21 protein-coding genes are annotated in these 22,704 nt (G+C 70.9%); all 21 read right to left on the reverse strand.

The window, feature by feature from the left end:
* Nucleotides 1-2: 2 nt before the first annotated feature.
* Entirely contained in the window at nucleotides 3-590 is a 588-nt protein-coding gene (locus AC3RXZ_RS02020; RefSeq protein WP_243225673.1) for a Trp biosynthesis-associated membrane protein, read from the reverse strand.
* Complete coding sequence (gene hisI / locus AC3RXZ_RS02025) at nucleotides 587-943, reverse strand: phosphoribosyl-AMP cyclohydrolase (RefSeq protein WP_243225671.1); 357 nt, start codon at nucleotides 941-943, stop codon at nucleotides 587-589. The genes AC3RXZ_RS02020 and hisI overlap by 4 nt, the downstream gene beginning before the upstream one ends.
* On the reverse strand, nucleotides 940-1,731 hold the full coding sequence (hisF, locus tag AC3RXZ_RS02030) for an imidazole glycerol phosphate synthase subunit HisF (RefSeq protein ID WP_491493022.1): 792 nt from the start codon (nucleotides 1,729-1,731) through the stop codon (nucleotides 940-942). The genes hisI and hisF overlap by 4 nt, the downstream gene beginning before the upstream one ends.
* Complete coding sequence (gene hisG / locus AC3RXZ_RS02035) at nucleotides 1,731-2,570, reverse strand: ATP phosphoribosyltransferase (RefSeq protein ID WP_243225669.1); 840 nt, start codon at nucleotides 2,568-2,570, stop codon at nucleotides 1,731-1,733. Before hisG ends, hisF begins: the two co-directional genes overlap by 1 nt.
* Nucleotides 2,571-2,610: 40 nt before the next feature.
* On the reverse strand, nucleotides 2,611-2,874 hold the full coding sequence (locus AC3RXZ_RS02040) for a phosphoribosyl-ATP diphosphatase (RefSeq protein ID WP_243225668.1): 264 nt from the start codon (nucleotides 2,872-2,874) through the stop codon (nucleotides 2,611-2,613).
* Complete coding sequence (gene rpe, locus AC3RXZ_RS02045; protein ID WP_491493023.1) at nucleotides 2,871-3,554, reverse strand: ribulose-phosphate 3-epimerase; 684 nt, start codon at nucleotides 3,552-3,554, stop codon at nucleotides 2,871-2,873. The genes AC3RXZ_RS02040 and rpe overlap by 4 nt, the downstream gene beginning before the upstream one ends.
* Nucleotides 3,551-4,975, reverse strand: coding sequence for an RsmB/NOP family class I SAM-dependent RNA methyltransferase (locus tag AC3RXZ_RS02050; RefSeq protein ID WP_498265580.1), 1,425 nt, complete (start codon nucleotides 4,973-4,975; stop codon nucleotides 3,551-3,553). The genes rpe and AC3RXZ_RS02050 overlap by 4 nt, the downstream gene beginning before the upstream one ends.
* On the reverse strand, nucleotides 4,972-5,892 hold the full coding sequence (locus AC3RXZ_RS02055; RefSeq protein WP_491493025.1) for a methionyl-tRNA formyltransferase: 921 nt from the start codon (nucleotides 5,890-5,892) through the stop codon (nucleotides 4,972-4,974). Before AC3RXZ_RS02055 ends, AC3RXZ_RS02050 begins: the two co-directional genes overlap by 4 nt.
* A gap of 18 nt (nucleotides 5,893-5,910) precedes the next feature.
* A complete protein-coding gene (locus tag AC3RXZ_RS02060; protein ID WP_491493026.1) occupies nucleotides 5,911-7,860 on the reverse strand; it encodes a primosomal protein N' family DNA-binding protein in 1,950 nt (649 codons plus the stop codon).
* Nucleotides 7,860-9,056: a methionine adenosyltransferase gene (gene metK / locus AC3RXZ_RS02065; RefSeq protein ID WP_491493027.1), complete on the reverse strand. Its 1,197-nt coding sequence runs from the start codon at nucleotides 9,054-9,056 to the stop codon at nucleotides 7,860-7,862. The genes AC3RXZ_RS02060 and metK overlap by 1 nt, the downstream gene beginning before the upstream one ends.
* A gap of 16 nt (nucleotides 9,057-9,072) precedes the next feature.
* Entirely contained in the window at nucleotides 9,073-9,330 is a 258-nt protein-coding gene (gene rpoZ, locus AC3RXZ_RS02070; RefSeq protein ID WP_243225662.1) for a DNA-directed RNA polymerase subunit omega, read from the reverse strand.
* A 65-nt stretch (nucleotides 9,331-9,395) separates the two neighbouring features.
* On the reverse strand, nucleotides 9,396-10,304 hold the full coding sequence (gene gmk, locus AC3RXZ_RS02075; RefSeq protein ID WP_243225661.1) for a guanylate kinase: 909 nt from the start codon (nucleotides 10,302-10,304) through the stop codon (nucleotides 9,396-9,398).
* Complete coding sequence (gene pyrF, locus AC3RXZ_RS02080) at nucleotides 10,297-11,139, reverse strand: orotidine-5'-phosphate decarboxylase (protein ID WP_491493492.1); 843 nt, start codon at nucleotides 11,137-11,139, stop codon at nucleotides 10,297-10,299. The genes gmk and pyrF overlap by 8 nt, the downstream gene beginning before the upstream one ends.
* Entirely contained in the window at nucleotides 11,139-14,426 is a 3,288-nt protein-coding gene (gene carB / locus AC3RXZ_RS02085) for a carbamoyl-phosphate synthase large subunit (RefSeq protein WP_243225659.1), read from the reverse strand. Before carB ends, pyrF begins: the two co-directional genes overlap by 1 nt.
* Nucleotides 14,426-15,571: a glutamine-hydrolyzing carbamoyl-phosphate synthase small subunit gene (gene carA / locus AC3RXZ_RS02090; RefSeq protein WP_243225658.1), complete on the reverse strand. Its 1,146-nt coding sequence runs from the start codon at nucleotides 15,569-15,571 to the stop codon at nucleotides 14,426-14,428. Before carA ends, carB begins: the two co-directional genes overlap by 1 nt.
* Nucleotides 15,568-16,074, reverse strand: coding sequence for a PH-like domain-containing protein (locus AC3RXZ_RS02095; RefSeq protein WP_243225657.1), 507 nt, complete (start codon nucleotides 16,072-16,074; stop codon nucleotides 15,568-15,570). The genes carA and AC3RXZ_RS02095 overlap by 4 nt, the downstream gene beginning before the upstream one ends.
* Complete coding sequence (locus tag AC3RXZ_RS02100; RefSeq protein ID WP_374208926.1) at nucleotides 16,071-17,354, reverse strand: dihydroorotase; 1,284 nt, start codon at nucleotides 17,352-17,354, stop codon at nucleotides 16,071-16,073. Before AC3RXZ_RS02100 ends, AC3RXZ_RS02095 begins: the two co-directional genes overlap by 4 nt.
* 14 nt (nucleotides 17,355-17,368) lie before the next feature.
* Nucleotides 17,369-18,334: an aspartate carbamoyltransferase catalytic subunit gene (locus AC3RXZ_RS02105; RefSeq protein WP_243225655.1), complete on the reverse strand. Its 966-nt coding sequence runs from the start codon at nucleotides 18,332-18,334 to the stop codon at nucleotides 17,369-17,371.
* Nucleotides 18,331-18,861, reverse strand: a complete 531-nt coding sequence (gene pyrR / locus AC3RXZ_RS02110; protein WP_243225653.1) for a bifunctional pyr operon transcriptional regulator/uracil phosphoribosyltransferase PyrR — start codon at nucleotides 18,859-18,861, stop codon at nucleotides 18,331-18,333. The genes AC3RXZ_RS02105 and pyrR overlap by 4 nt, the downstream gene beginning before the upstream one ends.
* Nucleotides 18,862-18,939: 78 nt before the next feature.
* The gene (locus tag AC3RXZ_RS02115) at nucleotides 18,940-20,517 is read right to left on the reverse strand and encodes a Rieske 2Fe-2S domain-containing protein (protein ID WP_491493028.1); all 1,578 of its coding nucleotides are present in this window, start codon (nucleotides 20,515-20,517) and stop codon (nucleotides 18,940-18,942) included.
* A gap of 84 nt (nucleotides 20,518-20,601) precedes the next feature.
* Entirely contained in the window at nucleotides 20,602-22,704 is a 2,103-nt protein-coding gene (locus AC3RXZ_RS02120; protein WP_491493493.1) for a molybdopterin oxidoreductase family protein, read from the reverse strand.

Raw genomic sequence — 22,704 nt, forward strand, 5'->3', positions numbered from 1 at the left:
TCTCAGCGCGTCGGGTCGGTGCCGCGCGACAGCTCGTCCCAGGAATCGATCGCGTCGACGGGACCCTCGGACGTCGACCCCGGGGCGTCGGTGCGGAACCGGCGCCCGCCGGAGCGCCAGCCTCGCGCGGTGAAGAGCGCGAAGACCGCGACGACCAGCAGCAGCACCCAGCCGCCCAGCGCGACCGCGGGCCAGGCGGTCGGCGTGACCGCATCCACCAGGTCGGCGATCGCGGACTCCCCTGCCAAGCCAGTCACCTCGGTGACGGTCGATGACACCGCGGACAGCGGCGTCGTCAGCAGGAGGTCGAGCGTCGACCATCCGAGCAGGACGGCGATCAGTCCGCCGAGGGCAGCGAGGATGTGGCGCAGCACCGGGCCCACGATGGCGAGCACGGCCGCCAGCGCCAGCACGGCAAGGCTCAGCGGGGTGAGCAGGGGCTGCGCCTGAGCGCCCGTCACGAGGATCGGCTCGGCCGCGTCGTGGCGCGACGCGACGAGCCAGGTCTGCGTCGCGGACAGCACTCCGACGCCTCCCGCGGCCAGGAAGCCGAGGACCGTGATCGAGCGTCCGCGTCGTGCGATGCTCATGCGTCCACCGCCGCAGCGGCCTCCAGGTCCGTCGCGTCGAAGCACGTGCGCGTGCCGGTGTGGCACGCGGGACCGTTCTGATGCACCTGGAGCAGGATCGCGTCGCCGTCGCAGTCGAGCCGGGCGGCGTGCACCAGTTGCGTGTTGCCCGAGGTGTCGCCCTTGCGCCAGTACTCCTGGCGCGAGCGGGACCAGTAGGTCGCTCGTCCCTCGGTGAGCGTGCGCCGCAGCGCCTCGGCGTCCATCCATGCGAGCATGAGCACCTCGCGCGTGTCCCACTGCTGGACGATCACCGGGGCCAGGCCGTCGGAGTTCCACGCGACCTGCTCGATCCGGGCCTCGATTCCGGTCACGTCGCCTCCTCCTGCTCGCCCAGGGCGCCGCGCACGGTCACGCCCTCCGCACGCAGCGCGTCCTTCACCTGGCCGACCGTCAGAGCGCCGGTGTGGAACACGCTCGCAGCGAGCACGGCATCCGCTCCGGCCTTAATCGCGGGTGCGAAGTCCGCGGCCTTCCCCGCACCTCCGGACGCGATCACCGGCACCGAGGCGACTTCGCGCATCAGGCGGACGAGTTCCAGATCGAACCCGTCGCGGGTGCCGTCGGCATCGATCGAGTTCACCAGCAGCTCCCCCGCGCCGCGCTCGGTGGCCTCACGCGCCCAGTCCAGCGCGTCGAGCGCCGTCTCGGTGCGGCCGCCGTGCGTGGTGACGACGAAGCCGGAGACCGTGCTGGGGGCGCGCTTGACGTCGAGGGAGAGCACCAGCACCTGGGCGCCGAAGCGGTCGGCGATCTCGCCGATCAGTTCGGGACGCGCGATGGCCGCCGAGTTGACGCCGACCTTGTCGGCACCGACTGAGAGCAGTCGCGCGACGTCGTCGACGCTGCGCACTCCCCCGCCCACGGTCAGCGGGACGAAGACCTGTTCCGCCGTGCGCTGCACGACGTCGTAGGTGGTCGCGCGGTCGTCCACGGTCGCGGTGACGTCGAGGAACGTGATCTCGTCGGCGCCCTGGGCCGCGTAGTGCGCCGCCAGCTCGACGGGATCTCCCATGTCGCGGAGGTTCTGGAAGTTGACGCCCTTGACGACGCGGCCGGCGGCGACGTCGAGGCACGGGATGACGCGGCTCGCGAGCGTCATCAGAGCCTCGCCGCGTGGATCGCCGTGACCAGCAGCGCCCGCGCTCCGAGCGCGTACAGGGCATCCATGACCTGGTTGACGCCCTTGCGGGGGATCATCACGCGCACCGCGACCCAGCTCGGATCCTTGAGGGGCGAGATCGTCGGGGACTCGCGGCCGGGCGTGATCGCGACGGCCTGGTCGACGAGGTCCGCCGGCAGGTCGTAGTCCAGCAGCACGTAGCGGCGGGCCACGATGACGCCGCGCAGACGACGGAGGAGCGTCTCGGTGCCCTCGGCATCCCCGGGGCGGCTGATGAGAACGGCCTCGGACTCGATGATGACCGGGCCGAAGATCTCCAGGCCCGCCTGCCGCAGCGTGGTCCCGGTCTCGACGACGTCGGCGATGGCGTCGGCGACGCCCAGGCGCACGGCGGACTCGACCGCGCCGTCCAGCGGGACGAGCTCCGCCTCGACGCCGTGCTCGCGGAGGAATGCGTCGACGAGTCCCGGATACGCCGAGGCCACGCGGACGCCCGCGAGGTCCTCGATGCCGCGGAACGCACCCGGCGGGGCAGCGAAGCGGAACGTGGAGTGGGCGAAGCCGAGGGCCTGGATCTCGCGCGCCTGCTGGGGCACGTCCTTGAGCAGGTCGCGTCCGGTGATGCCGACGTCCAGCGCGCCGGATGCGACGTAGGTCGCGATGTCGCGGGGGCGGAGGAAGAAGAACTCGACGTCGTTCTCGGCGTCGATCACGTGCAGGGTCTTGGAGTCGCGCCGACCGGCGTAGCCGGCCTCCGCGAGCATCTCGGCGGCGGTCTCGGACAGCGAGCCCTTGTTGGGAACAGCGATGCGCAGCATGGGGGTCTTTCGGTTCAGGAGAGCGGCGGGACGGGGCGCATCAGAGATGTCGGTACACGTCCTGAAGGCTGAGCCCCTTCGCGATCATCATCACCTGCACGTGGTAGAGCAGCTGGGAGATCTCCTCCGCCGCCGCCTCGTCGGACTCGTACTCCGACGCCATCCAGACCTCGGCGGCCTCCTCGACGATCTTCTTGCCGATCGTGTGCACGCCCCCGTCGAGCTCGGCGACGGTGCCGGATCCCTCTGGGCGGGTCTCGGCCTTGACGCGGAGCTCGGCGAACAGCTCGTCGAAAGTCTTCACGATTCCAGGCTAGCGGCTCGCGCGAGGTCCCTGAGCCCGCTGATCGCCGCCTCGACGTTCTCGGCGCCGTACACGGCGGAGCCCGCGACGAAGGTGTCGGCCCCGGCCGCGGCGGCCTGATCGATCGTGGCGGCGGAGATCCCTCCGTCCACCTGGAACCACACGTCGGAGCCGCGCCGGCGGGCCTCGTCGACGAGAGAGCGCAGCTTGGGCATCGTCTCGGGAAGGAACCCCTGTCCGCCGAATCCCGGCTCGACGGTCATGACGAGGATCTGATCGAACTCGTCGAGCACGTCGTACAGCCGCTCCCCCGCCGTCCCCGGCTTGATCGCGACCCCGGCGCGTGCGCCGATGTCGCGCAGCCGGCGCGCGAGGGCGATCGGGTCCGCAGCGGCCTCGAGGTGGAAGGTCACGCTCGCCGCGCCGAGCTCGGCGTATCCGGGCGCCCAGCGGTCCGGGTCGCTGATCATCAGATGCACATCGAGCGGCACGGGACTCGTCGCCTGGATGCGCTCGACCATCTGCGGCCCGAACGTGAGGTTCGGGACGAAGTGATTGTCCATGACGTCGACGTGCACGAAGTCGGCCGTGGCGATCCGGGCCAGCTCCGCCTGCATGTTGACGAAGTCGGCGGCGAGGATGCTCGGGTTGATGCGCGGGGCGCGGGGCAGCTCGGTCATCGGGATCCCTTCTCGGTGCGCTGCAGCAGCGCGAGGAACATGGCGTCGGTGCCGTGCCGGTGCGGCCACAGCTGCACGCGACCGGTGCCGTCGGAGGCGAGGTCGATCGGCGAGCGGCTGAGCCCGGACATCACGGCCCTGGCGTCGAGCTCGACGAGGTCGTCCCGCACGCGGAGCACCTCGGACACCACTCCGGCGGTCTCGGCGAGGTGCGGGGAGCATGTCGCATAGGCGACGACGCCCCCGGGGCGCAGCGCCTCCACGGCGGCGAGCAGCAGCTCCTCCTGCAGCGCTGTCAGCTCGGCGATGTCCGCCGGGGTCTTGCGCCAGCGCGCCTCGGGACGTCGGCGGAGAGCTCCGAGACCCGTACACGGGGCGTCGACGAGGATGCGGTCGAACGTCGAGGGACGCGCGGCCGCGAAGAGGCGGCCGTCCTCCTCGTGGACCGGCACGTCGATCGGCAGGGGCCGCAGGGCGTTGCGGACGAGGCCGGCCCTGGCAGGGACGACCTCGTTCGCCTCCAGTCGTGCGCCGTGCGCGTGGGCGATCGCCGCCAGCAGTGCGGTCTTGCCTCCCGGTCCGGCGCACAGGTCGAGCCACTGCTCCCCCTCGTCGACCGGAGTCGCCGCGGTGAGCGCCAGGGCGACGAGCTGGGAGCCCTCGTCCTGCACGCGGACGGTGCCGCCCGACTCCGCCAGGTAGGCGCGCGGATCGCCGCCCGGGGCACCGAAGGCCGTCGGAGCGTACGGGCGCCGCGGCTCCGCCGGTTCGGCGAGACCGGGAAGCGCCGCCAGCGTCACCTCGGGCGACGCGTTGTCCGCCTCCAGCAGCGCGTCGAGCTCGTCGATCCGGTCTTCGGCCGCGAGTGCCCGACGCAGGGCACGGATGACCCATACCGGGTGCGCCGCGCGCAGCCCGAGGCGTTCGTCGTCCGACCGCGCCTGGCGCGCGATCCGCTCGTCCCACTCCCCCGGAGTGTCGCGAGCGATGCGGCGCAGCACGGCGTTGGCGAAGCCCGCGGCGCCCCTGCTGCCGGACGCGGCGAGGTTCACGGACTCGTTCACCGCGGCATGAGAGGCCACCCGGGTGGCGAGCAGCTGGTGGGCACCGAGCCGCAGGGCGTCGAGCACGCCGGGGTCGATGTCCGCCGTGTCGCGTCCGGCCGCTTCCGCGATGATCGCGTCGTACGTGCCGCGACGGCGGAGCGTTCCGTAGGTGAGCTCCGTGGCGAGGCTCGCGTCCTGCGGGCCGAGACCGGCCTCGGCGATCGCGGCGGGAAGGAGGAGATTCGCGTAGGCATCCGATTCGGACACGGCGCGGATCACGTCGTACGCGACCCGCCTCGCCGGTTGCACTGAGCGGTCCGGCTGCGGGCGCCCGCCTGGCCGGGTGGGCCGTCGGGAGGAGCGCCGGTCATTCATGATCCCGCCACCGTGCTCTCGCCCTCGCGCCGTCCCCGCCACCAGTCGGCCGCGGCCATGCCCGGCTTTCCCGCAGGCTGGACCCTGGTCACCGCCAGGGGGTCCGTGGCCGTGCCGATGAGGACGGCGTGCTTCGTCCCCGTCATGACCCCGGGCGCGGGTCTCTCGTCACCGGATGCCGGCTCCGCCGCGAGGATCTTCAACCGGGCGCCGTCGACGGTCGTGTGCGCCCCCGGTTCAGGGGTGACACCGCGGAACCTGGCGTAGACCTCCGTGAACGGGCGGGTGAAGTCGAGCAGCCCGTCGGAGAGAGAGAGCTTCGGGGCGAGCGTGACGGTGCCGGACTGCGGCTGCGGGGACGCGGACCCCGCGGCGATCGAGGCCACGACCTCCGCGGTGAGCGGCGCGCCGGACTCGGCGAGGGCGTCGAGGGCGACGTCCGCGGTGGCGTCGTGCGGGACGTCGATCACGCGGGAGTCGTACACATCGCCGGCATCGAGCTCCGGGACGAGCTGGAACACGCTCGCCCCGAGGACGTCGTCCCCGGCGATGAGAGCACGCTGGACCGGCGCGGCGCCGCGCCACGCGGGCAACAGGGAGAAGTGCAGGTTGATCCATCCGTGCTCCGGGGTGGAGAGCAGGGGTTCGCGCACCAGTCCGCCATAGGCGACGATCACGCCCAGCTCCGGCGCCAGTGCGGAGATGCGCTCCGTGACGTCGGCGTCCAGGCGGGCGGCCTTGATGACCTCGAGACCCCGTTCCTCAGCTGCCGCGGCGACCGGCGAGGGGGTCAGGACGCGCTTGCGCCCGAGCGGAGCGTCCGGGCGCGTGATGACGGCCGCGACCTCGTGCTGGGATGCGAGCAGCCGCAGGGTGGGGACGGCGACGGCGGGCGTGCCGGCGAAGACGAGGCGCATGAAGGTTCTCCGGGGGGATCAGATCTCAGGTTCGAGGATATCGAGACGCACGCCGAGCGTGGCCTTCGCCGGGCGTCCCCGGCCGCGTCGGCGCTGCACGGCGTCGGCGATGACCTGCGCCCGCAGCGTGCTCGCCACCGCGGGCCCGGCGCCGTATTCGAAACGCACCAGCGCGCGGACGCGACCCTCGCCGTCCGCGACCGGGACGGGGCCGAGGACGGCGTCGGGCAGCAGGCCGATCGCGCGCAGCGACTCGACCGCTGCGCGCACCGAGGCCGAGGTCCCCTCGACCTGTGCGACGCGGACGGTCGGCGGCATGTGCAGCGGCGCGCGCGTCTCCAGCTCGCCGCGGGCGTATCCCGGCTGCGTCCAGGTCGCGAGGGCGAGGGCAGCGGGACCCGAGATGCCGACGAGGTGCACCGGCGCCCCCGGCGCCGCGAGAGCCGCGGCGTTCGACCACCAGCGCAGGCAGGACTCGCCGATGCGCAGATCTGGGGCCTGAAGCATCCGCGGTCCGTCCAGCAGCACGACCGCACGGTATCCCCCCTCAGCGAGGGGCTCGGCTCCGCGGGTGGCGACGACCAGGCACGGCTTGTCGTCGACCCGCTCGACGGGGTGCGCACCGTCCGCCACGATGACGCGGATGCCGGGGAATGCGCGTCCCAGTTCGTCAGCCGTGCGCTCGCTTCCCGAGGACGCCAGCCGCAGCCGCGTCGAGGAGCACTCCGGGCACGTCCAGGTGCGCGCGGAGCGGCCGCACCAGCCGCACACGGGCACCGCGCCCCGGTTCCGTGCGCCGAGCGGCCCCGCGCACTGGGGGCAGCGGGCGGGCCGTCGGCAGTCGGCGCAGACGAGCGACGGCGCGAACCCGGGGCGGGCCACCTGCACGAGGACGGGTCCTTCGGCGGCGGCGGAGCGAGCGGAGCGGAAGGCACTCGACGGCATCCGTGCGCCGCCCTGCTCGAGTTCCTGGGGCGTGCTCAGCTGGACACGAGGCAGGACGCGTCGGACCGCACGGACGTCCTGCAGCCAGCCGAGTTGGACGAGGCGCTCCACGTCGCTCGTGCGCGTGTGCCCGGCGAACAGCAGCGCACTGCCCTCCTGCTCCTGCCGCAGCAGTGCGGCGTCGCGCGCGTGCACGTAGGGTGCCAGCGGCTCGGACAGCAGCGGATCTCCGTCGTCCCAGATCACGACGAGGCCGGCGCGCACCGGCGCGTACACGGCGGAGCGATTGCCGATGACGACGCACGGAGCGTCCTCGAGCGTGCGCAGGAACGCACGGTAGCGATCCGGATTGGCCTGCCTCGCGTCGTGGCGCACGAGTGCGCCGTCGGGAAGCATCTTCTCCAGGGCGGCGACCGCGCGATCCAGGTCGCGGTGGTCGGGTACGACGATCACGCTGGAGCGGCCGGCCGCGAGGGTGCGCACCGCGGCCGCCGCGACGAGCGTCGTCCAGGCCGGCACTCCGTCGTCCAGGGCTGGGATCGCCTCGATTGCGGCGCGGCCGCCGTCGGCGAGGACCTCGGCGAGACCGGCGTAGCCGTCGATCACGACACCGGCCGCTTCGAGGGCCTCGGGCTCCGGCACGGGGGCCGCGGCATCCTGCGCCCAGGCCTTCTCGACGCGGACCTGGCGTTTCGGGATCGCCAGCCGCAGGATGTCGGAGGCAGATCCGGCCGCGCGATCGGCCGTGCGTCGAGCGAGCCGGTACAGCGCGTCCGTGAGCACCGGGACATCCGAGACCACACTGTCGACCTCGGACAGCGGCCTGTCTGCATCGTCCTCGGCGGCGATCTCGACGATGAAGCCGTCGACGACGCGGCCCGCGGTGCGAAGCGGTACCTTGACGCGCACTCCGGGCGAGACCTCCCCCAGCTCCTCCGGCAGGGCGTAGTCGAAGAGCCGGTCCAGCTGGGGCAGCGGCGAGTCCAGGAGCACGCGCGCGATGCGCCGGCTCTCGCGGGCCATCAGAGCCCGGCGGCGCGGCGCAGCTGATCGGCGCGGTCGGTCCGCTCCCAGGTGAAGTCCGGCAGCTCACGACCGAAGTGGCCATAGGCGGCGGTCTGCGCGTAGATCGGGCGCAGCAGATCGAGCTCCTCGATGATGGCCTGCGGGCGCAGGTCGAAGACGTCGGTGATCGCCTTCGTGATCACCTCGTCGTCCACGGTGCCGGTTCCGAAGGTCTCAACGTACAGTCCGACCGGACGCGCGACGCCGATCGCGTAGGCCACCTGCACTTCGATGCGGTCGGCCAGTCCCGCGGCGATCGCGTTCTTGGCGACCCAGCGCATGGCGTAGGCGCCGGAGCGGTCGACCTTCGAGGGGTCCTTGCCGCTGAACGCGCCGCCGCCGTGGCGTGCCGCACCGCCGTAGGTGTCGATGATGATCTTGCGGCCGGTGAGGCCCGCATCCCCCTTGGGTCCGCCTGTGACGAACGGGCCCGCCGGGTTGATGTAGTACGTGAGGTCCGCCGGGATGTCGAGGCCGGTGGAGGCGAGGACCGGGTCGATGACGTGCTCGCGCACCTGCGCCTTCAGCTCCTCCTGCGAGATGTCCGGGTGGTGCTGTGTGGACAGGACGACGGCGTCGACCGTCTTCGGGGTGAAGCCGTCATAGCCGAGGGTGACCTGCGTCTTGCCGTCCGGTCGCAGGTACGGCAGGAGACCCGACCGGCGCACCTCGGTGAGCCGCTCCGCGATGCGGTGCGCGGTCCAGCCCGCCATCGGCATGAGCTGCGGGGTCTCGTTCGTGGCGAACCCGAACATGATGCCCTGGTCCCCGGCGCCCAGACCGTCGCGCTCCTCGGTGGAGCTGCCGTCGCGGTGCTCCTGCGCCTGGTCGACGCCGTGCGCGATGTCGGTGGACTGCTCCCCCACCGACACGCTGACACCGCACGAGTCGCCGTCGAATCCGGTGTCGCTGGAGGTGTAGCCGATCCCGTTGACGACCTGGCGGACGATCGTGGGGATGTCGACGTACGCCTCGGTGCGGATCTCTCCCGCGACGTGCACGAGGCCGGTGGTGACGAGAGTCTCCACCGCGACGCGCGAGCCGGGGTCCTTGGCGATGAGGCCGTCGAGGATGCTGTCGGAGATCTGGTCGCAGATCTTGTCCGGGTGGCCCTCGGTGACGGATTCGGACGTGAACAGGCGCAGAGCGGTCATGAAGGCTGTCGCGCTCTTACTCGGCGTGACGGATGCGCAGCTTGTCCTCGTTGATCTCGTGGAGCGCGATCGTGAGCGGCTTGTCCTCGACCGACGAGTCCACGAGCGGACCGACGTTGTCGAAGAGGTTGCCCTCGTGCAGGTCGGAGTAGTAGTCGTTGATCTGGCGCGCGCGCTTGGCCGCGTAGATGACCAGTTCGTACTTCGACTCGACGCGGTCGAGCAGGTTGTCGATGGGCGGATCGATGATGCCGTTGGTGTGGTGTCCGGCCATGGTGGGACCTCCAGATCAGGCGACGGGTTCGTCGCGAAGTCGAATCGGCGGGCGCGCGACGATGCTCAGCGCGCAGTCGCCTCGGACAATTCTACGACCTCGCGGGCCGCCGAGGAGACATCCTCGTTCACAATGAGGTAATCGAACTCGCTCTGGGCCGCCAGTTCGACCTTCGCGGTGCGCAGGCGGCGTGTCCGCTCCTCCTCGTCCTCCGTGCCGCGACCGACCAGTCTGTGCACCAGCTCGTCCCAGGAGGGCGGCAGCAGGAAGATCAGCGTGGCGGACGGCTCGGCCGCGCGCACCTGCCGTGCGCCCTGCAGATCGATCTCGAGAAGAACCGTCTTTCCGGCCGCGAGAGCCTCGTCGATCGGCCTGCGCGGTGTCCCGTACCGGCTGCGGTTGTGCACCACGGCGTACTCCAGGAGCTCGCCGTCGGCGATGAGCCGATCGAACTCGTCGTCGGAGACAAAGTAGTAGTGCACGCCGTCGACCTCGCCGGGGCGCGGAGCGCGTGTCGTCGCGGACACCGACAGGTGGATCTCGGGATGCGCTTCCCGGATGTGCGCCGCGACGGTCCCCTTGCCGACCGCGGTGGGACCGGCGAGCACGAGCAGCCTGCTGCGCCCGGCGCGCGGGCGGTGCGGCGGGAAGCGGCGGTCGAGCCAGGCGGCGAGCACGTCGCGCTGACGGATGCCGAGACCGCCGAGCCGCTTCACGGGCGAGATGTGCAGCTCCTCGAGGATCCGGTCGCGCTTTCCGACCCCGATCGCCGGGAGGGCGAGGAGGAAGTCGGTGACGCGGAACGATCCCGCCACGGAGTCCGGATCCGCGATCGCCTCCGCCAGGACGGACTGCGGAGCGACGACGCGCGTGGTCAGGTCGCGCTTCATGGCTGCCCTGGCGCGGCGGCGCTCCACCGCACGGTGAGCGGCAGCGACGCGATCGACCTCGGGAACGGCGCGCTTGTCAGCCACGGAGCACCTCCCGGTAGCGCTCGGCGGCCGCCGAGATCGCCTGGGCGAGTCCGTCGGGGCCGGCCGAGAGGATGCTGCGGCTCTCGCTCGCGATCACCTGTCCCGCGGCGGCGCCGTAGCGGGCGAGCAGATCGGCGGGACCCGCACCCTGCGCACCGAAACCGGGGCCGAGGATCGGCGCGGGCGGAGTGAACGGTGCCAGTCCCGCGGACTGCCAGTCGATGGTGGCGCCGACGACGAAGCCGTTGCTCGCCCATTCGCCGTCCCGCGCCTCCGCGGCGTTCCGCTCGGACACCGCCGCGACGACAGCCGCGGACACGGTCCGGCTCTCGGCGCCCGTCGCCCGCTGCACGGGCGCGGCATCCGGATTGCTCGTCGCGGCGAGCACGAACGTGCCCTTGCCGTGGCGCGCGGCCAGGGCGAACGTGCTGTCCAGCGCGCCCACGCCGAGGTACGGGTTGACCGTGAGCGCATCGGCCTCGAGCGGGGACCCGGGGGTGAACCACGCGGCGGCGTACGCGTCCATGGTCGTTCCGATGTCTCCGCGCTTGGCGTCGGCGATCGTGATCAGCCCGGCCGAGCGCGCCTCGGAGAGCACGTCCTCGAGGGCCGCGAATCCGGCGGATCCGAAGCGCTCGAAGAACGACACCTGCGGCTTCACGACGCCGACCAGTCCGGCGGCGGCCGCGACCGTGCGCAGACCGAACTCCCGAGCGCCGCGTGCGCTCTGCGGCAGGGCCCACGCGTCGAGCAGTGCCGCATGCGGGTCGATGCCCACGCACAGCGGACCGTACTCGGCCAGCGCCGCTCTGGCGCGCTCCCCGAAGCTCGTGATCACAGGCCCTGCTTCCGATCGAGGGCGTACTCCTGGAGGCTTCGGACCGCGAAGCCCTCGCCGAGGGCATCCATGCCGCTGACGGCCGCGCCGAGCACGGCCATGGTCGTGAACAGGGCCTTGTCCGCCGCGACGGCCGCGGCGCGGATCTCGTAGCCGTCAGCCCGGGCCGCACCTCCCGAGGGCGTGTTCACGACGATGTCGATCTCGCCGTCATTGATCAGGTCGACGATGTTGCGCTCCCCGCTGTCCTGGGTCTCGCTGTACTTCGCCACGACCGTCACGGGGATGCCGTTGCGCGACAGGATCTCGGCGGTCCCCTCGGTCGCGACGAGCGTGAAGCCGAGCTGGCGCAGCCGGTGTGCGGGCAGGATCACGGCGCGCTTGTCGGCGTCCGCGACGGAGATGAACACGGTCCCCGAGGTCGGCAGGCCGCCGTATGCCGCCGCCTGGCTCTTCGCGAACGCCGTCGGGAAGTCCTTGTCGATCCCCATGACCTCGCCGGTCGAGCGCATCTCCGGACCGAGCACCGAGTCGACGGTCTTGCCGTCGCGCGTCCGGAACCGCTTGAACGGCAGCACAGCCTCCTTGACGGCGACCGGCGCGTCGAGCGGGACCTGCGAGCCGTCCTCGGCGGGGAGCAGCTGCTCGCCCTTCAGCTCGGCGATCGTGGCGCCGGCCATGATGCGGCTGGCCGCCTTGGCGAGCGGGATGCCGAGCGCCTTGGAGACGAACGGGACGGTCCGGCTGGCACGCGGGTTGGCTTCGATGACGTAAAGGACACCGGCGCTGATGGCGAACTGAACGTTCAGCAGACCGCGCACTCCGACGCCCTCGGCGATCGCGAGCGTGGCCTTGCGGACGCGGTCGATGTCGCTGCGGCCGAGGGAGACGGGCGGCAGGGTGCAGCTCGAGTCCCCGGAGTGGATGCCGGCCTCCTCGAGGTGCTCCATGACGCCGCCGATGTACAGCTCGTGGCCGTCGTACAGCGCGTCCACGTCGAGCTCGATCGCATCGTCGAGGAACCGGTCGACGAGCAGCGGCTTGCCCGGCTCGATCACGACCTCGCCCGCCGTGCGGACGAAGTAGTCGCGCAGGCTCGCGGTGTCGTACACGATCTCCATGCCGCGTCCGCCCAGCACGAAGCTCGGACGCACCAGGACCGGGTAACCGATCTCCTCGGCGATCGCGACCGCGCCGTCCACGTCGGTGGCCGTGCCGTGCCGCGGTGCCACGAGGCCGGCGTCGTCGAGCAGCCGCGAGAACAGCTCGCGCTCCTCGGCGATGTCGATCGCGGCGGGGCTCGTGCCGAGCACGGTGTAGCCGGCGGCCTCGATGCCCTTAGCGAGTCCGAGCGGCGTCTGGCCGCCCAGCTGGCAGACGACGCCCAGGATGGTTCCGCTGGCGGCCTCGGCATCCAGCACCTCGAGGACGTCCTCGAGGGTCAGCGGCTCGAAGTAGAGCCGGTCGCTGGTGTCGTAGTCGGTGGAGACGGTCTCCGGGTTGCAGTTGACCATGACGGTCTCGTACCCGGCATCCGACAGCGCGAAGGACGCGTGCACGCACGAGTAGTCGAATTCGACGCCCTGGCCGATCCGGTTCGGGCCGGACCCGATGATGACGACCTTGGTGCGCTCGGACGGAGCGACCTCGGTCTCGGAGTCATAGCTCGAGTAGTGGTACGGCGTCAGCGCCGGGAACTCGCCGGCGCAGGTGTCGACCGTCTTGTAGACCGGACGGATGCCCAGGCCGTGGCGCACGCCCCGGATCTCGGCCTCCGCGACGCCGCGGAGCTCGGCGAGCTGGGCGTCGGAGAAGCCGTGCTCCTTGGCGTAGCGCAGCGTCGCGGCGTCCAGCTCGGGCGCGGTGCGGACGATCTCGGCGACCTCGTTGATCAGCACGATCTGGTCGAGGAACCACGGATCGATCGCGGTGGCCTCGAAGGCCTGCTCGATCGTGGCGCCCTTGCGCAGCGCCTGCTGCAGCACCACGATGCGGCCGTCGGTCGGCGTCTTCGCGATCTCCAGGAGCTCTTCGACGGTCCGGTCCTCGGCGCCCCAGTGGAAGCTGGAGCCGCGCTTCTCGAGGGAGCGCAGGGCCTTCTGCAGGGCCGTGGCGTAGTTGCGCCCGATGGCCATGGCCTCGCCGACCGACTTCATGGTCGTCGTCAGCGTCGGATCCGCGGCAGGGAACTTCTCGAACGCGAAGCGCGGCACCTTGACGACCACGTAGTCGAGCGTCGGCTCGAAGCTCGCGGGCGTCACGCCCGTGATGTCGTTGGGGATCTCGTCCAGGCGGTAGCCGAGTGCGAGCTTGGCGGCCAGCTTCGCGATCGGGAATCCGGTCGCCTTGGACGCCAGGGCGCTGGAGCGCGAGACGCGCGGGTTCATCTCGATCACGATGATCCGGCCGTTCTCGGGGTTCACCGCGAACTGGATGTTGCAGCCGCCGGTGTCCACGCCCACCGCGCGGATGATGTCGATGCCGATGTCGCGCAGCTTCTGGTACTCGCGGTCCGTGAGCGTCAGCGCCGGGGCGACCGTGATGGAGTCGCCGGTGTGCACGCCGACGGGGTCCACGTTCTCGATCGAGCAGACGACGACCGTGTTGTCGGCCGTGTCGCGCATGAGCTCGAGCTCGTACTCCTTCCAGCCCAGGATGGACTCTTCCAGGAGCACCTCGTTGGTCGGCGAGTCGTGCAGGCCGGCCCCGCCGATGCGGCGCAGGTCCTCCTCGTCGTACGCGAACCCGGATCCGAGTCCGCCCATCGTGAAGCTGGGCCGGACGACGAGCGGATAGCCCAGCTTCTCGGCGCCCGCCAGCAGCTCGTCCATGCTGTGGCAGATGACGGAGGCGGCGACGTCCGCGCCGGCGTCCAGGACGAGCTGCTTGAAGATCTGGCGGTCCTCGCCCTTCTCGATGGCCTCGACCTTGGCCCCGATGAGCTCGACGTCGTACTTCTCGAGGATGCCGGCCTTGTCCAGCGCCATGGCCGCGTTCAGCGCGGTCTGGCCGCCGAGCGTCGGCAGGATGGCGTCCGGCCGCTCCTTGGCGATGATCGTCTCGATGACCTCGGGGGTGATCGGCTCGATGTAGGTCGCGTCGGCGAAGTCGGGGTCCGTCATGATCGTGGCCGGATTGGAGTTGACCAGGATCACCCGGACGCCCTCCTCGCGCAGCACGCGGCAGGCCTGGGTTCCGGAGTAGTCGAACTCGCAGGCCTGGCCGATGACGATCGGGCCGGATCCGATGACGAGAACGGAGGAGATGTCGTCGCGCTTGGGCATTACTCGGAGTCCTTCTGGTTGGCGACGACCAGGTCGCGGAAGCGATCGAAGAGATAGTTGGCGTCGTGCGGGCCTGCGGCGGCCTCGGGGTGGTACTGCACGGAGAACGCCGGGATGTCGAGGGCGCGCAGACCCTCGACGACGTCGTCGTTGAGACCGACATGGCTGACCTCGACCTGGCCGTATCCGGCCGGGCTGTCGAAGACGCCCTCGATCGGGGCGTCGACGGCGAAGCCGTGGTTGTGCGCGGTGATCTCGACGCGCCCGGTCGCCTTGTCGCGCACCGGCTGGTTGATTCCGCGGTGGCCGAACGTCAGCTTGTAGGTGCCGAGACCGAGCGCCCGCCCGAAGAGCTGGTTGCCGAAGCAGATGCCGAAGTAGGGCAGCTTGGCGTCCAGCACCTCGCGCAAGACGGCGACCTGAGCGTCGGAGGCCGAAGGATCCCCTGGGCCGTTGGAGTAGAAGACGGCGACCGGGTCGATGGCCGTGATGTCCGCGAACGACGAGTTCTGCGGCAGCACGTGGACCTCGAAACCGCGTTCGGCGAGGTTGTTCAGGGTGGCCTGCTTGACGCCGAGATCGAGGACGGCGAGGTTGCCGATCTTCTCCCCCACCGCGGGCGTCACCGCCGCGACCGCGACCGACACCTCGGCCGACAGGTTCTGACCGGCCATCTGCGGCGCCTCGCGGACGATGCGCAGCTGCTCGTCGGCGTCCAGCGACGCCGCGTCGCCGGAGAAGATGCCGCCGCGCATGGATCCGGCCGAGCGCAGCACGCGGGTGATCGCGCGGGTGTCGATGCCGCTGATGCCGACGATCCCGTCGCGCTCCAGGGTGTCGTCGAGCGAGGAGGTCGCGCGCCAGTTCGACACGACCCGCGAGGGGTCGCGGACGATGTACCCGGACACCCAGATGCGACGCGACTCGGGGTCCTCGTCGTTCATGCCGGTGTTGCCGATGTGCGGCGCGGTCTGCAGGACGATCTGACCGGCGTACGACGGGTCGGTGAGCGTCTCCTGGTATCCGGACATGCCGGTGGCGAAGACGACCTCGCCCAGAGTGGTGCCGCGGGCGCCGTATGCGCGTCCCGGGTGGCGGGAGCCGTCCTCGAGGACGAGGACGGCGGGATCGGGAAGATGGGTCATGACGAGGCTCCCGTCTTGGGGGCCGCGATGAGCGGCCGCAGTTCGGAGATGAGGTTCTGAGGGTCGCCTTCGGTGAGGCGGAGGTAGGAGTCGACCGGGTGGGCGTCGGCGACGTCCCACACGAGCTTGACGAGGCCGCCGGGTTCGACCACCCGATCGATCGTGACGGTAGCGCGGTCGACGGCCTGGAGGCGGTCCTTCGCGAGGAACACGGTCGGTGCCCCGTCCAGGCACAGCGCGACACCGCGGTCGGTCACGGCGAGCTCTCCGCGGGCGCGGTACGCCAGTGGCGTGATCGCCAGCCTCTCGAGCGGCTCGTCGTGCCGGGTGGTCGAGACGTAGAGCACCTCGTGGCGCGCGCGGACCTCGGCGTGCTCGGGGACGCCCAGCGGCGCCGACAGGCCGGCGTCGCGGCGCAGTCGTCGTCGCCAGGCGAAGAACATGACGAGCAGGATGCCGAGCGCGATGAGTCCCGTGACCAGGAACAGGATCTCCCGCGTCACCGGGCCAGCTCCTCGACCAGCGTCCCGTCGGCGACCGTGGGGACGCCGCGGTGGATCGTCCACTGCACGCGTCCGGGCAGCTCGCGCCCCAGGTATGGCGAGTTGACGCTGCGCCCGTGCAGGTCGGCCTCGGTGAAGACGCCGGGGACGGACGGGTCGTACAGTGTCACGTTCGCCGGGGCGCCCGCTTCGAGCGCGCCGAATCCGTCGAGCCTGCCGATACGCGCCGGCGCCGTGCTCAGGACGCGCGCCACGTCGGACCAGTCCAGCAGGCCGGTGTCGACCATCGACTGGTGGACGACCCGCAGCGCGCTCTCCAGTCCCACCATGCCGTTGGCTGCAGCCTGCCACTCGCAGGCCTTGTTCTCGCTCGGGTGCGGAGCGTGGTCGGTGGCGACGATGTCGATCGTGCCGTCCGCGAGGCCCTCGCGGACCGCGAGCACGTCCTCCTCACGCCGCAGCGGCGGGTTGACCTTGTACCGGGCGTCGTAGCCGCGCACGAGCTCGTCGGTCAACAGCAGGTGGTGCGGCGTGACCTCGGCGGTGACGGCGATGCCGCGCTTCTTGGCCCAGCGGATGATGTCCACGGAGCCGGCCGTGGAGAGGTGGCAGACATGCAGGCGCGAGCCGACGTGCTCGGCGAGCAGCACGTCGCGCGCGATGATCGACTCCTCGGCGACCGCGGGCCAGCCTGCGAGACCGAGCTCCGCTGACACGGAGCCCTCGTTCATCTGCGCGCCTTCGGTGAGGCGGGGGTCCTGCGCGTGCTGAGCGATCACGCCGTCGAAGCTCTTCACGTATTCCAGCGCTCGGCGCATGATCAACGAGTCCCACACGCAGAACCCGTCGTCGCTGAAGACGCGCACCTGGGCGCGCGAGGACGCCATCGCACCAAGCTCGGCGAGACGTTCGCCCTTCTGCCCGACGGTGACGGCGCCGATCGGCTGCACGGTCGCGTAGCCCGCGGCCTCGCCCAGCGCCAGCTCCTGCTCGACGACGCCCGCCGAGTCGGCGACCGGTGAGGTGTTCGGCATCGCGAACACGGCCGTGAAGCCGCCGGCCGCGGCGGCACGTGTGCCGGTGAGGACGGTCTCGGACGCCTCGTAGCCGGGTTCGCGCAGGTGTGTGTGCAGATCGACGAGCCCGGGCAGCGCGACGAGTCCTTCTGCATCGATCGTGCGGGCGCCGGCGCGGCTCAGGCCGCTGCCGATCTCGGCGATCACGCCGTCCTCGATCACGATGTCGGCGCTTTCGCGCCCGAGCAGCTGGACGCCTGCGATGACGAGGGTCTGGCTCACTTCACTTCCCCTCGTTCGTCTTCGCGCTCTCCGGCCAGCAGCAGGTAGAGCACCGCCATTCGCACCGAGACGCCGTTCGCGACCTGCTCCAGCACAGTGGAGCGGGGGGAATCGGCGGCCTCGGAAGAGATCTCGAGGCCCCGGTTCATGGGTCCCGGGTGCATCACAATGCTACCGTCCGGCAGCCCTGCCGAACGCACGGCGTCCAGTCCCCACCGACGGGAATACTCCCGCTCACTCGGGAAATACGCCGCGTTCATGCGCTCCAGCTGGATGCGCAGCATCATGACGGCATCCGGTCCCTCGGCGAGGGCTTCGTCGAGGTCGTAGCGCACCCGCACCGGCCACTGCGTCACGTTCTGCGGGATCAGCGTCGGCGGGGTCACCAGCGTCACGTCGGCGCCAAGCGTCGTCAGCAGCCAGACGTTCGATCGCGCCACGCGCGAGTGCAGCACGTCGCCGACGATGACCACGCGGATGCCGGAGAGATCGCGTCCCCGGCTGTCCGCGCCGTGCCGGCGCTTGCGGATCGTGAAGGCGTCCAGCAGCGCCTGCGTGGGATGCTCGTGCGTCCCGTCCCCGGCGTTGACCACACCGGCGGTGATCCAGCCGCTCGTGGCGAGCGTCCGCGGGGCTCCGGACGCGCCGTGCCGGATGACGACGGCGTCGGCGCCCATGGCCTGCAGGGTCTGCGCGGTGTCCTTCAGGCTCTCGCCCTTCGAGACGCTCGACCCCTTGGCGGCGAAGTTGATGACGTCGGCTGACAGGCGCTTCGCGGCCGCCTCGAACGAGATGCGCGTGCGGGTCGAGTCCTCGAAGAAGAGGTTCACGACCGTCTTGCCGCGCAGAGTCGGGAGCTTCTTGACCTCGCGGGACTGGGTGTCGGACATGTCCTCGGCGACGTCGAGGATCCTCAGCGCCGAGGCGCGGTCCAGGGTCTGGGTGTCGAGCAGGTGCCTCATGCCTCGATCGTCACCTCCTCTGCGCCGTCGTACTCGAACAGGCGCACGTTGACGCGCTCCTGCCGCGAAGAGGGGATGTTCTTGCCGACGAAGTCCGGGCGGATCGGGAGCTCGCGGTGACCGCGGTCCACGAGGATCGCGAGCCGGACGACCGCGGGACGGCCGATCGACTGGATGGCGTCCAGGGCGGCGCGGATGCTGCGTCCGGAGAAGAGGACGTCGTCGACCAGCACGACGGTCTTGCCGTCGATGCCCCCCGCGGGGATCTCCGTCGGATGCGGAGACCGGGTGGGGTTGCGGGAGAGGTCGTCCCGGAAGAGCGTGACATCGAGCGCGCCGACGGCGATCGGCTGCTGGCTGATGTCGCGGATCAGTGCTCCGAGGCGCTCGGCCAGGGCGACACCGCGGGTGGGGATCCCCAGCAGGACCAGATCGGTCGCTCCGCGATTGGATTCCAGGATCTCGTGCGCGATGCGGGTCAGAGCCCGCGAGATATCGGCTTGCTGCAGCACGGTGCGCGTGCTCATCCGCCGCTCCCTTCTCCGCCTCACAGGACGGTGTTAAAGGTTGCTCGTGATCTCAGTCTAGCGGGTATGACGCGGACGCTACGCGCCCAGGCGCAGCGCCTCGTCCGTCACCTCGTCGATCCTGGCGGCGCGGATCGGGTGACCGCTCGTGGACAGGCATCGCCCGGTCTTCAGATCCCACTTCCAGTCGTGCATCGAGCAGGTCAGCACGCCGTCCTCGTCGATCTTCCCCGTGCGCGTGAGGTCCGCGCGCAGGTGCGGGCAGCGGCGCTGCACGACCCAGTCGCCGATCTCGGCATCCTCGGTCTGGTCCGTCTGCTCCTGATACCAGTTCTCGACGTACTCGATGCGGTCGACCGACAGGCACTTGAGGAACGTCGTGAGGAACTCGTTGAACTTTCCGCTTCGGCCGACCGAGAACTGCATCGACAGGAAGATCGAGTTCGACCAGTCGATCTCGTGGTCGCGGATGTTCGTCGACACGAGGTCGGCGGGGATCGTGTACCAGTAGATGCACTCCTCCCCCGCGTACTCCCGCACCTTCGCCTTCGGGAAGTCGACGACCATGTCCAGCTCACCGATGCGGAACCGGACGCAGCCGCCGACTCCGAGACGGATCGTGCGCGACTTCTTCAGCAGCGGCTCCCACCACTGCTTGATCTCCTGGAGCATCTCGGCGGGCGGGATGACCTCGGCGCGCGTGGCGATCTCGTCCTGGATCTCCTGCTGGCGCGTCGCGCGCTGGGACTCGAGGTAATCCCACTTCTCGTCGAAGATGTGCGCGATCTCGGCATCCGTGTACAGGGTCTGCTCGGTCGTGACCTCGCCGGCCTCCACCGTCACGACGGTGCCGGGGATGAACAGCTGCCCGTCGTACTGCGGGGCGAGCTCCCGCATGTGGGCGAGGAACTGCTTCTGGTCGGTGAAGATCGACTCGCCGTTGCGGCCGAACCCGTTGAAGTCGAACAGGTCGTCGCGCAGGAACATGGGCGGACCCGCCATCGGGAACACGTGCGGGGCGTCGACCTTCTCGATGTAGTACATCGCGCGCTTGTTCTGCGCGTCGCGCTTGAGCTGCGCGAAGTTCTGCTTCGCGTCCAGCGGCAGGTCGTAGACCATCGGCCACCAGATGGCGCCGGAGACCTGGGTGAAGTAGGCGTCCGGCTTGCCGAAGCCGAGCAGCTTCTCCAGATCCAGCGGGTGGGAGTCGTTCTGGTTCAGGACCGATCCGGTGCCGTCGTCGACGCTCAGCGACGAGTCGCCGATCGGTCCGTCGCTCGGAGCGCGCAGCGGCGTGATCATGATCTTCGTCCCACCGCGCTCGATGACCTGGCCCGCCGGCGCGTACGTGATGTTCGTGTACCCGAGTGCACGGATGTCCTGCTCGAGCTCGTCGGTCGGGTACTCGGGCAGCAGCACCTCGATGTCCTTGCGGATGTAGCGCTCGAGCAGTCGCGGGTCGAAGTGGTCGCGGTGACGGTGCGAGATGTAGAGGAAGTCGGCGTCGCGGCCGTACCGTTCCCAGTCGAGGCCGCGATTGTCGGGGAAGGGGAACCAGGATCCGAAGAAGGAGGGACCGAGTACGGGGTCGCAGATGATGTTCCCGCCGACCGTCTCGATGAACATCCCGGCGTGGCCGAGTCCCGTGATCCGCATGCTGATTCCTCCTGACCTGGACCGATCGAGTCTACCCGGCGGGTCCTGACCGGACGCCGAGACGGGCCGGGGATATCCGCTCTCTCAGCGTGCTTGCGCGGGCCGCAGCCGCACGACGGCGGTCTTGAACTCGGGCATGGCCGAGATCGGGTCGGTCGCCGATGTGGTCAGCAGGTTGGCCGATCGGTCCTCGGGAAAGTGGAACGGCAGGAACACGGTGTCCGGGCGGATCCCCGCACTCGTCGCCACGCGCGCGGTCACCGTGCCTCGGGCGTTCTCGAGCAGGACCTCGTCCCCGTCGCGCAGTCCGCGGTCGGCCGCGGTGGACGGATGCACCGTCGCCTCGAGGACCGGACGCGCGGCGGTCAGCTCCGGCACTCGACGCGTCTGCGCACCCGACTGGTAGTGCTCCAGCAGCCGTCCCGTGATGAGCGTGAGCTGGTCGCCGGAGGCCGGCTCCTCCGGCCGCCTCCGCACGGTCACGGCCACGATGCGTGCGCGACCGTCCGGGTGGCGGTAGCCGTCCAGCAGCGGGCGCGGCGTGCCACGGCTGCCGGCCGGGTAGGGCCAGTACGCCTCGACTCCGGCATCCAGGACCGCGTGGCTGAGTCCCGAGTAGTCCGCGATGCCGCCGGCCGAGGCACGCGCGAGCTCGTCGAAGACCGTCGCCGGGTCCGTGTCGAACCGGCCGGGCGCCTCCAGACGGCGTGCCAGCTCGGCGAGGATCCACACCTCGCTGCGCGCGCCGTCGGGCGGATCCACCGCTCTCCGGCGCCGGATCACCCGGCCCTCCAGATTCGTCATGGTCCCCTCCTCCTCGGCCCACTGGGTGACGGGGAGGATGACATCGGCGAGCTCCGCCGTCTCGGACCGGAAGAAGTCGCACACGACGAGGAGGTCGAGCGCTGACAGCCGCCTTCGCACTGTTCCGGCATCCGGTGCCGAGATCACGGGATTGGATCCGTGGACGAGCAGGGCCCGGATGCCGTCGGGTCGCCCGATCGATGAGAGCAGCTGAACGGCGGGCAGGCCTGGGCCGGGCATCGCCTCGGCCGGGACGCCCCAGACCGCCGCGACGTGCGCACGCGCGTCGGGATCGGTGATCCTGCGGTATCCGGGAAGCTGGTCGCACTTCTGCCCGTGCTCGCGGCCGCCCTGTCCGTTGCCCTGACCGGTCAGGGTGCCGTACCCGCTGCCCCGCCGGGTCGGAAGCCCCAGGATCAGCGCCAGGTTGATGGCGGCGGTCGCGGTGTCCGTGCCGTCCGCGTGCTGCTCGACGCCGCGTCCGGTGAGGATGAACGTCTCGCGCCCGGACGCGAGGCGGCGCGCCACCCGCCGGAGGACGGTTACCGGCACGCCCGTCGCCTGCTGCACCCGCGCCGGCCACCATGCGGCCACGCTGCGTCGCAGCTCGTCGAACCCGGTGGTCCATCGGGCGACGGCCTCGACGTCGTATCGGCCCTCGGCGATGACGATATGGGTGAGTCCCAGCAGCAGCTCCAGGTCGGTACCCGGCGCAGGGGCGACGTGGATCCCCTGGTCCCCCTCGGCGAGGCGCGCGGTCGAGCTGCGCCGAGGATCGACGACGATCAGTCCGCCGGCGGCGCGCACCCCCGCCAGATGCGACAGGAACGGCGGCATGGTGTCGGCGACGTTCGATCCCAGCAGGAGCACCGTGTATGCGTCGTCCAGGTCCGTGAGCGGGAACGGCAGGCCGCGATCGATCCCGAAGGCGCGGTTGGCAGCAGCTGCGGCGGAGGACATGCAGAAGCGCCCGTTGTAGTCGATGCGAGACGTGCCGAGTGCGATGCGCGCGAACTTGCCGAGCTGATAGGCCTTCTCGTTGGTCAGCCCGCCGCCGCCGAACACCCCGATCGCGTCCGCGCCCGACTCCGCCTGCAACGACCGGATCCGAGTGGAGACCAGATCGAGCGCCTCGTCCCACGAGGCCTCGGCGAGCGTCCCGTCCGCTCCGCGCACGAGGGGGTGCGTCAACCGGTCCGGCGCGTCCAGCAGCGAGGCGGAGGTCCAGCCCTTCGTGCACAGACCACCGCGGTTCGTCGGGAAGTCGCGCCCCGACACCGTCGTCGACGGATCGGAGGTGGGCGCGTCCGCCGCTCGCGCGGAGAGCGTCATGGCGCACTGCAGAGCGCAGTACGGGCAGTGCGTGTCCGTGCTTGGCGTGAT

The sequence above is a fragment of the Microbacterium cucumeris genome, assembly GCF_058349845.2.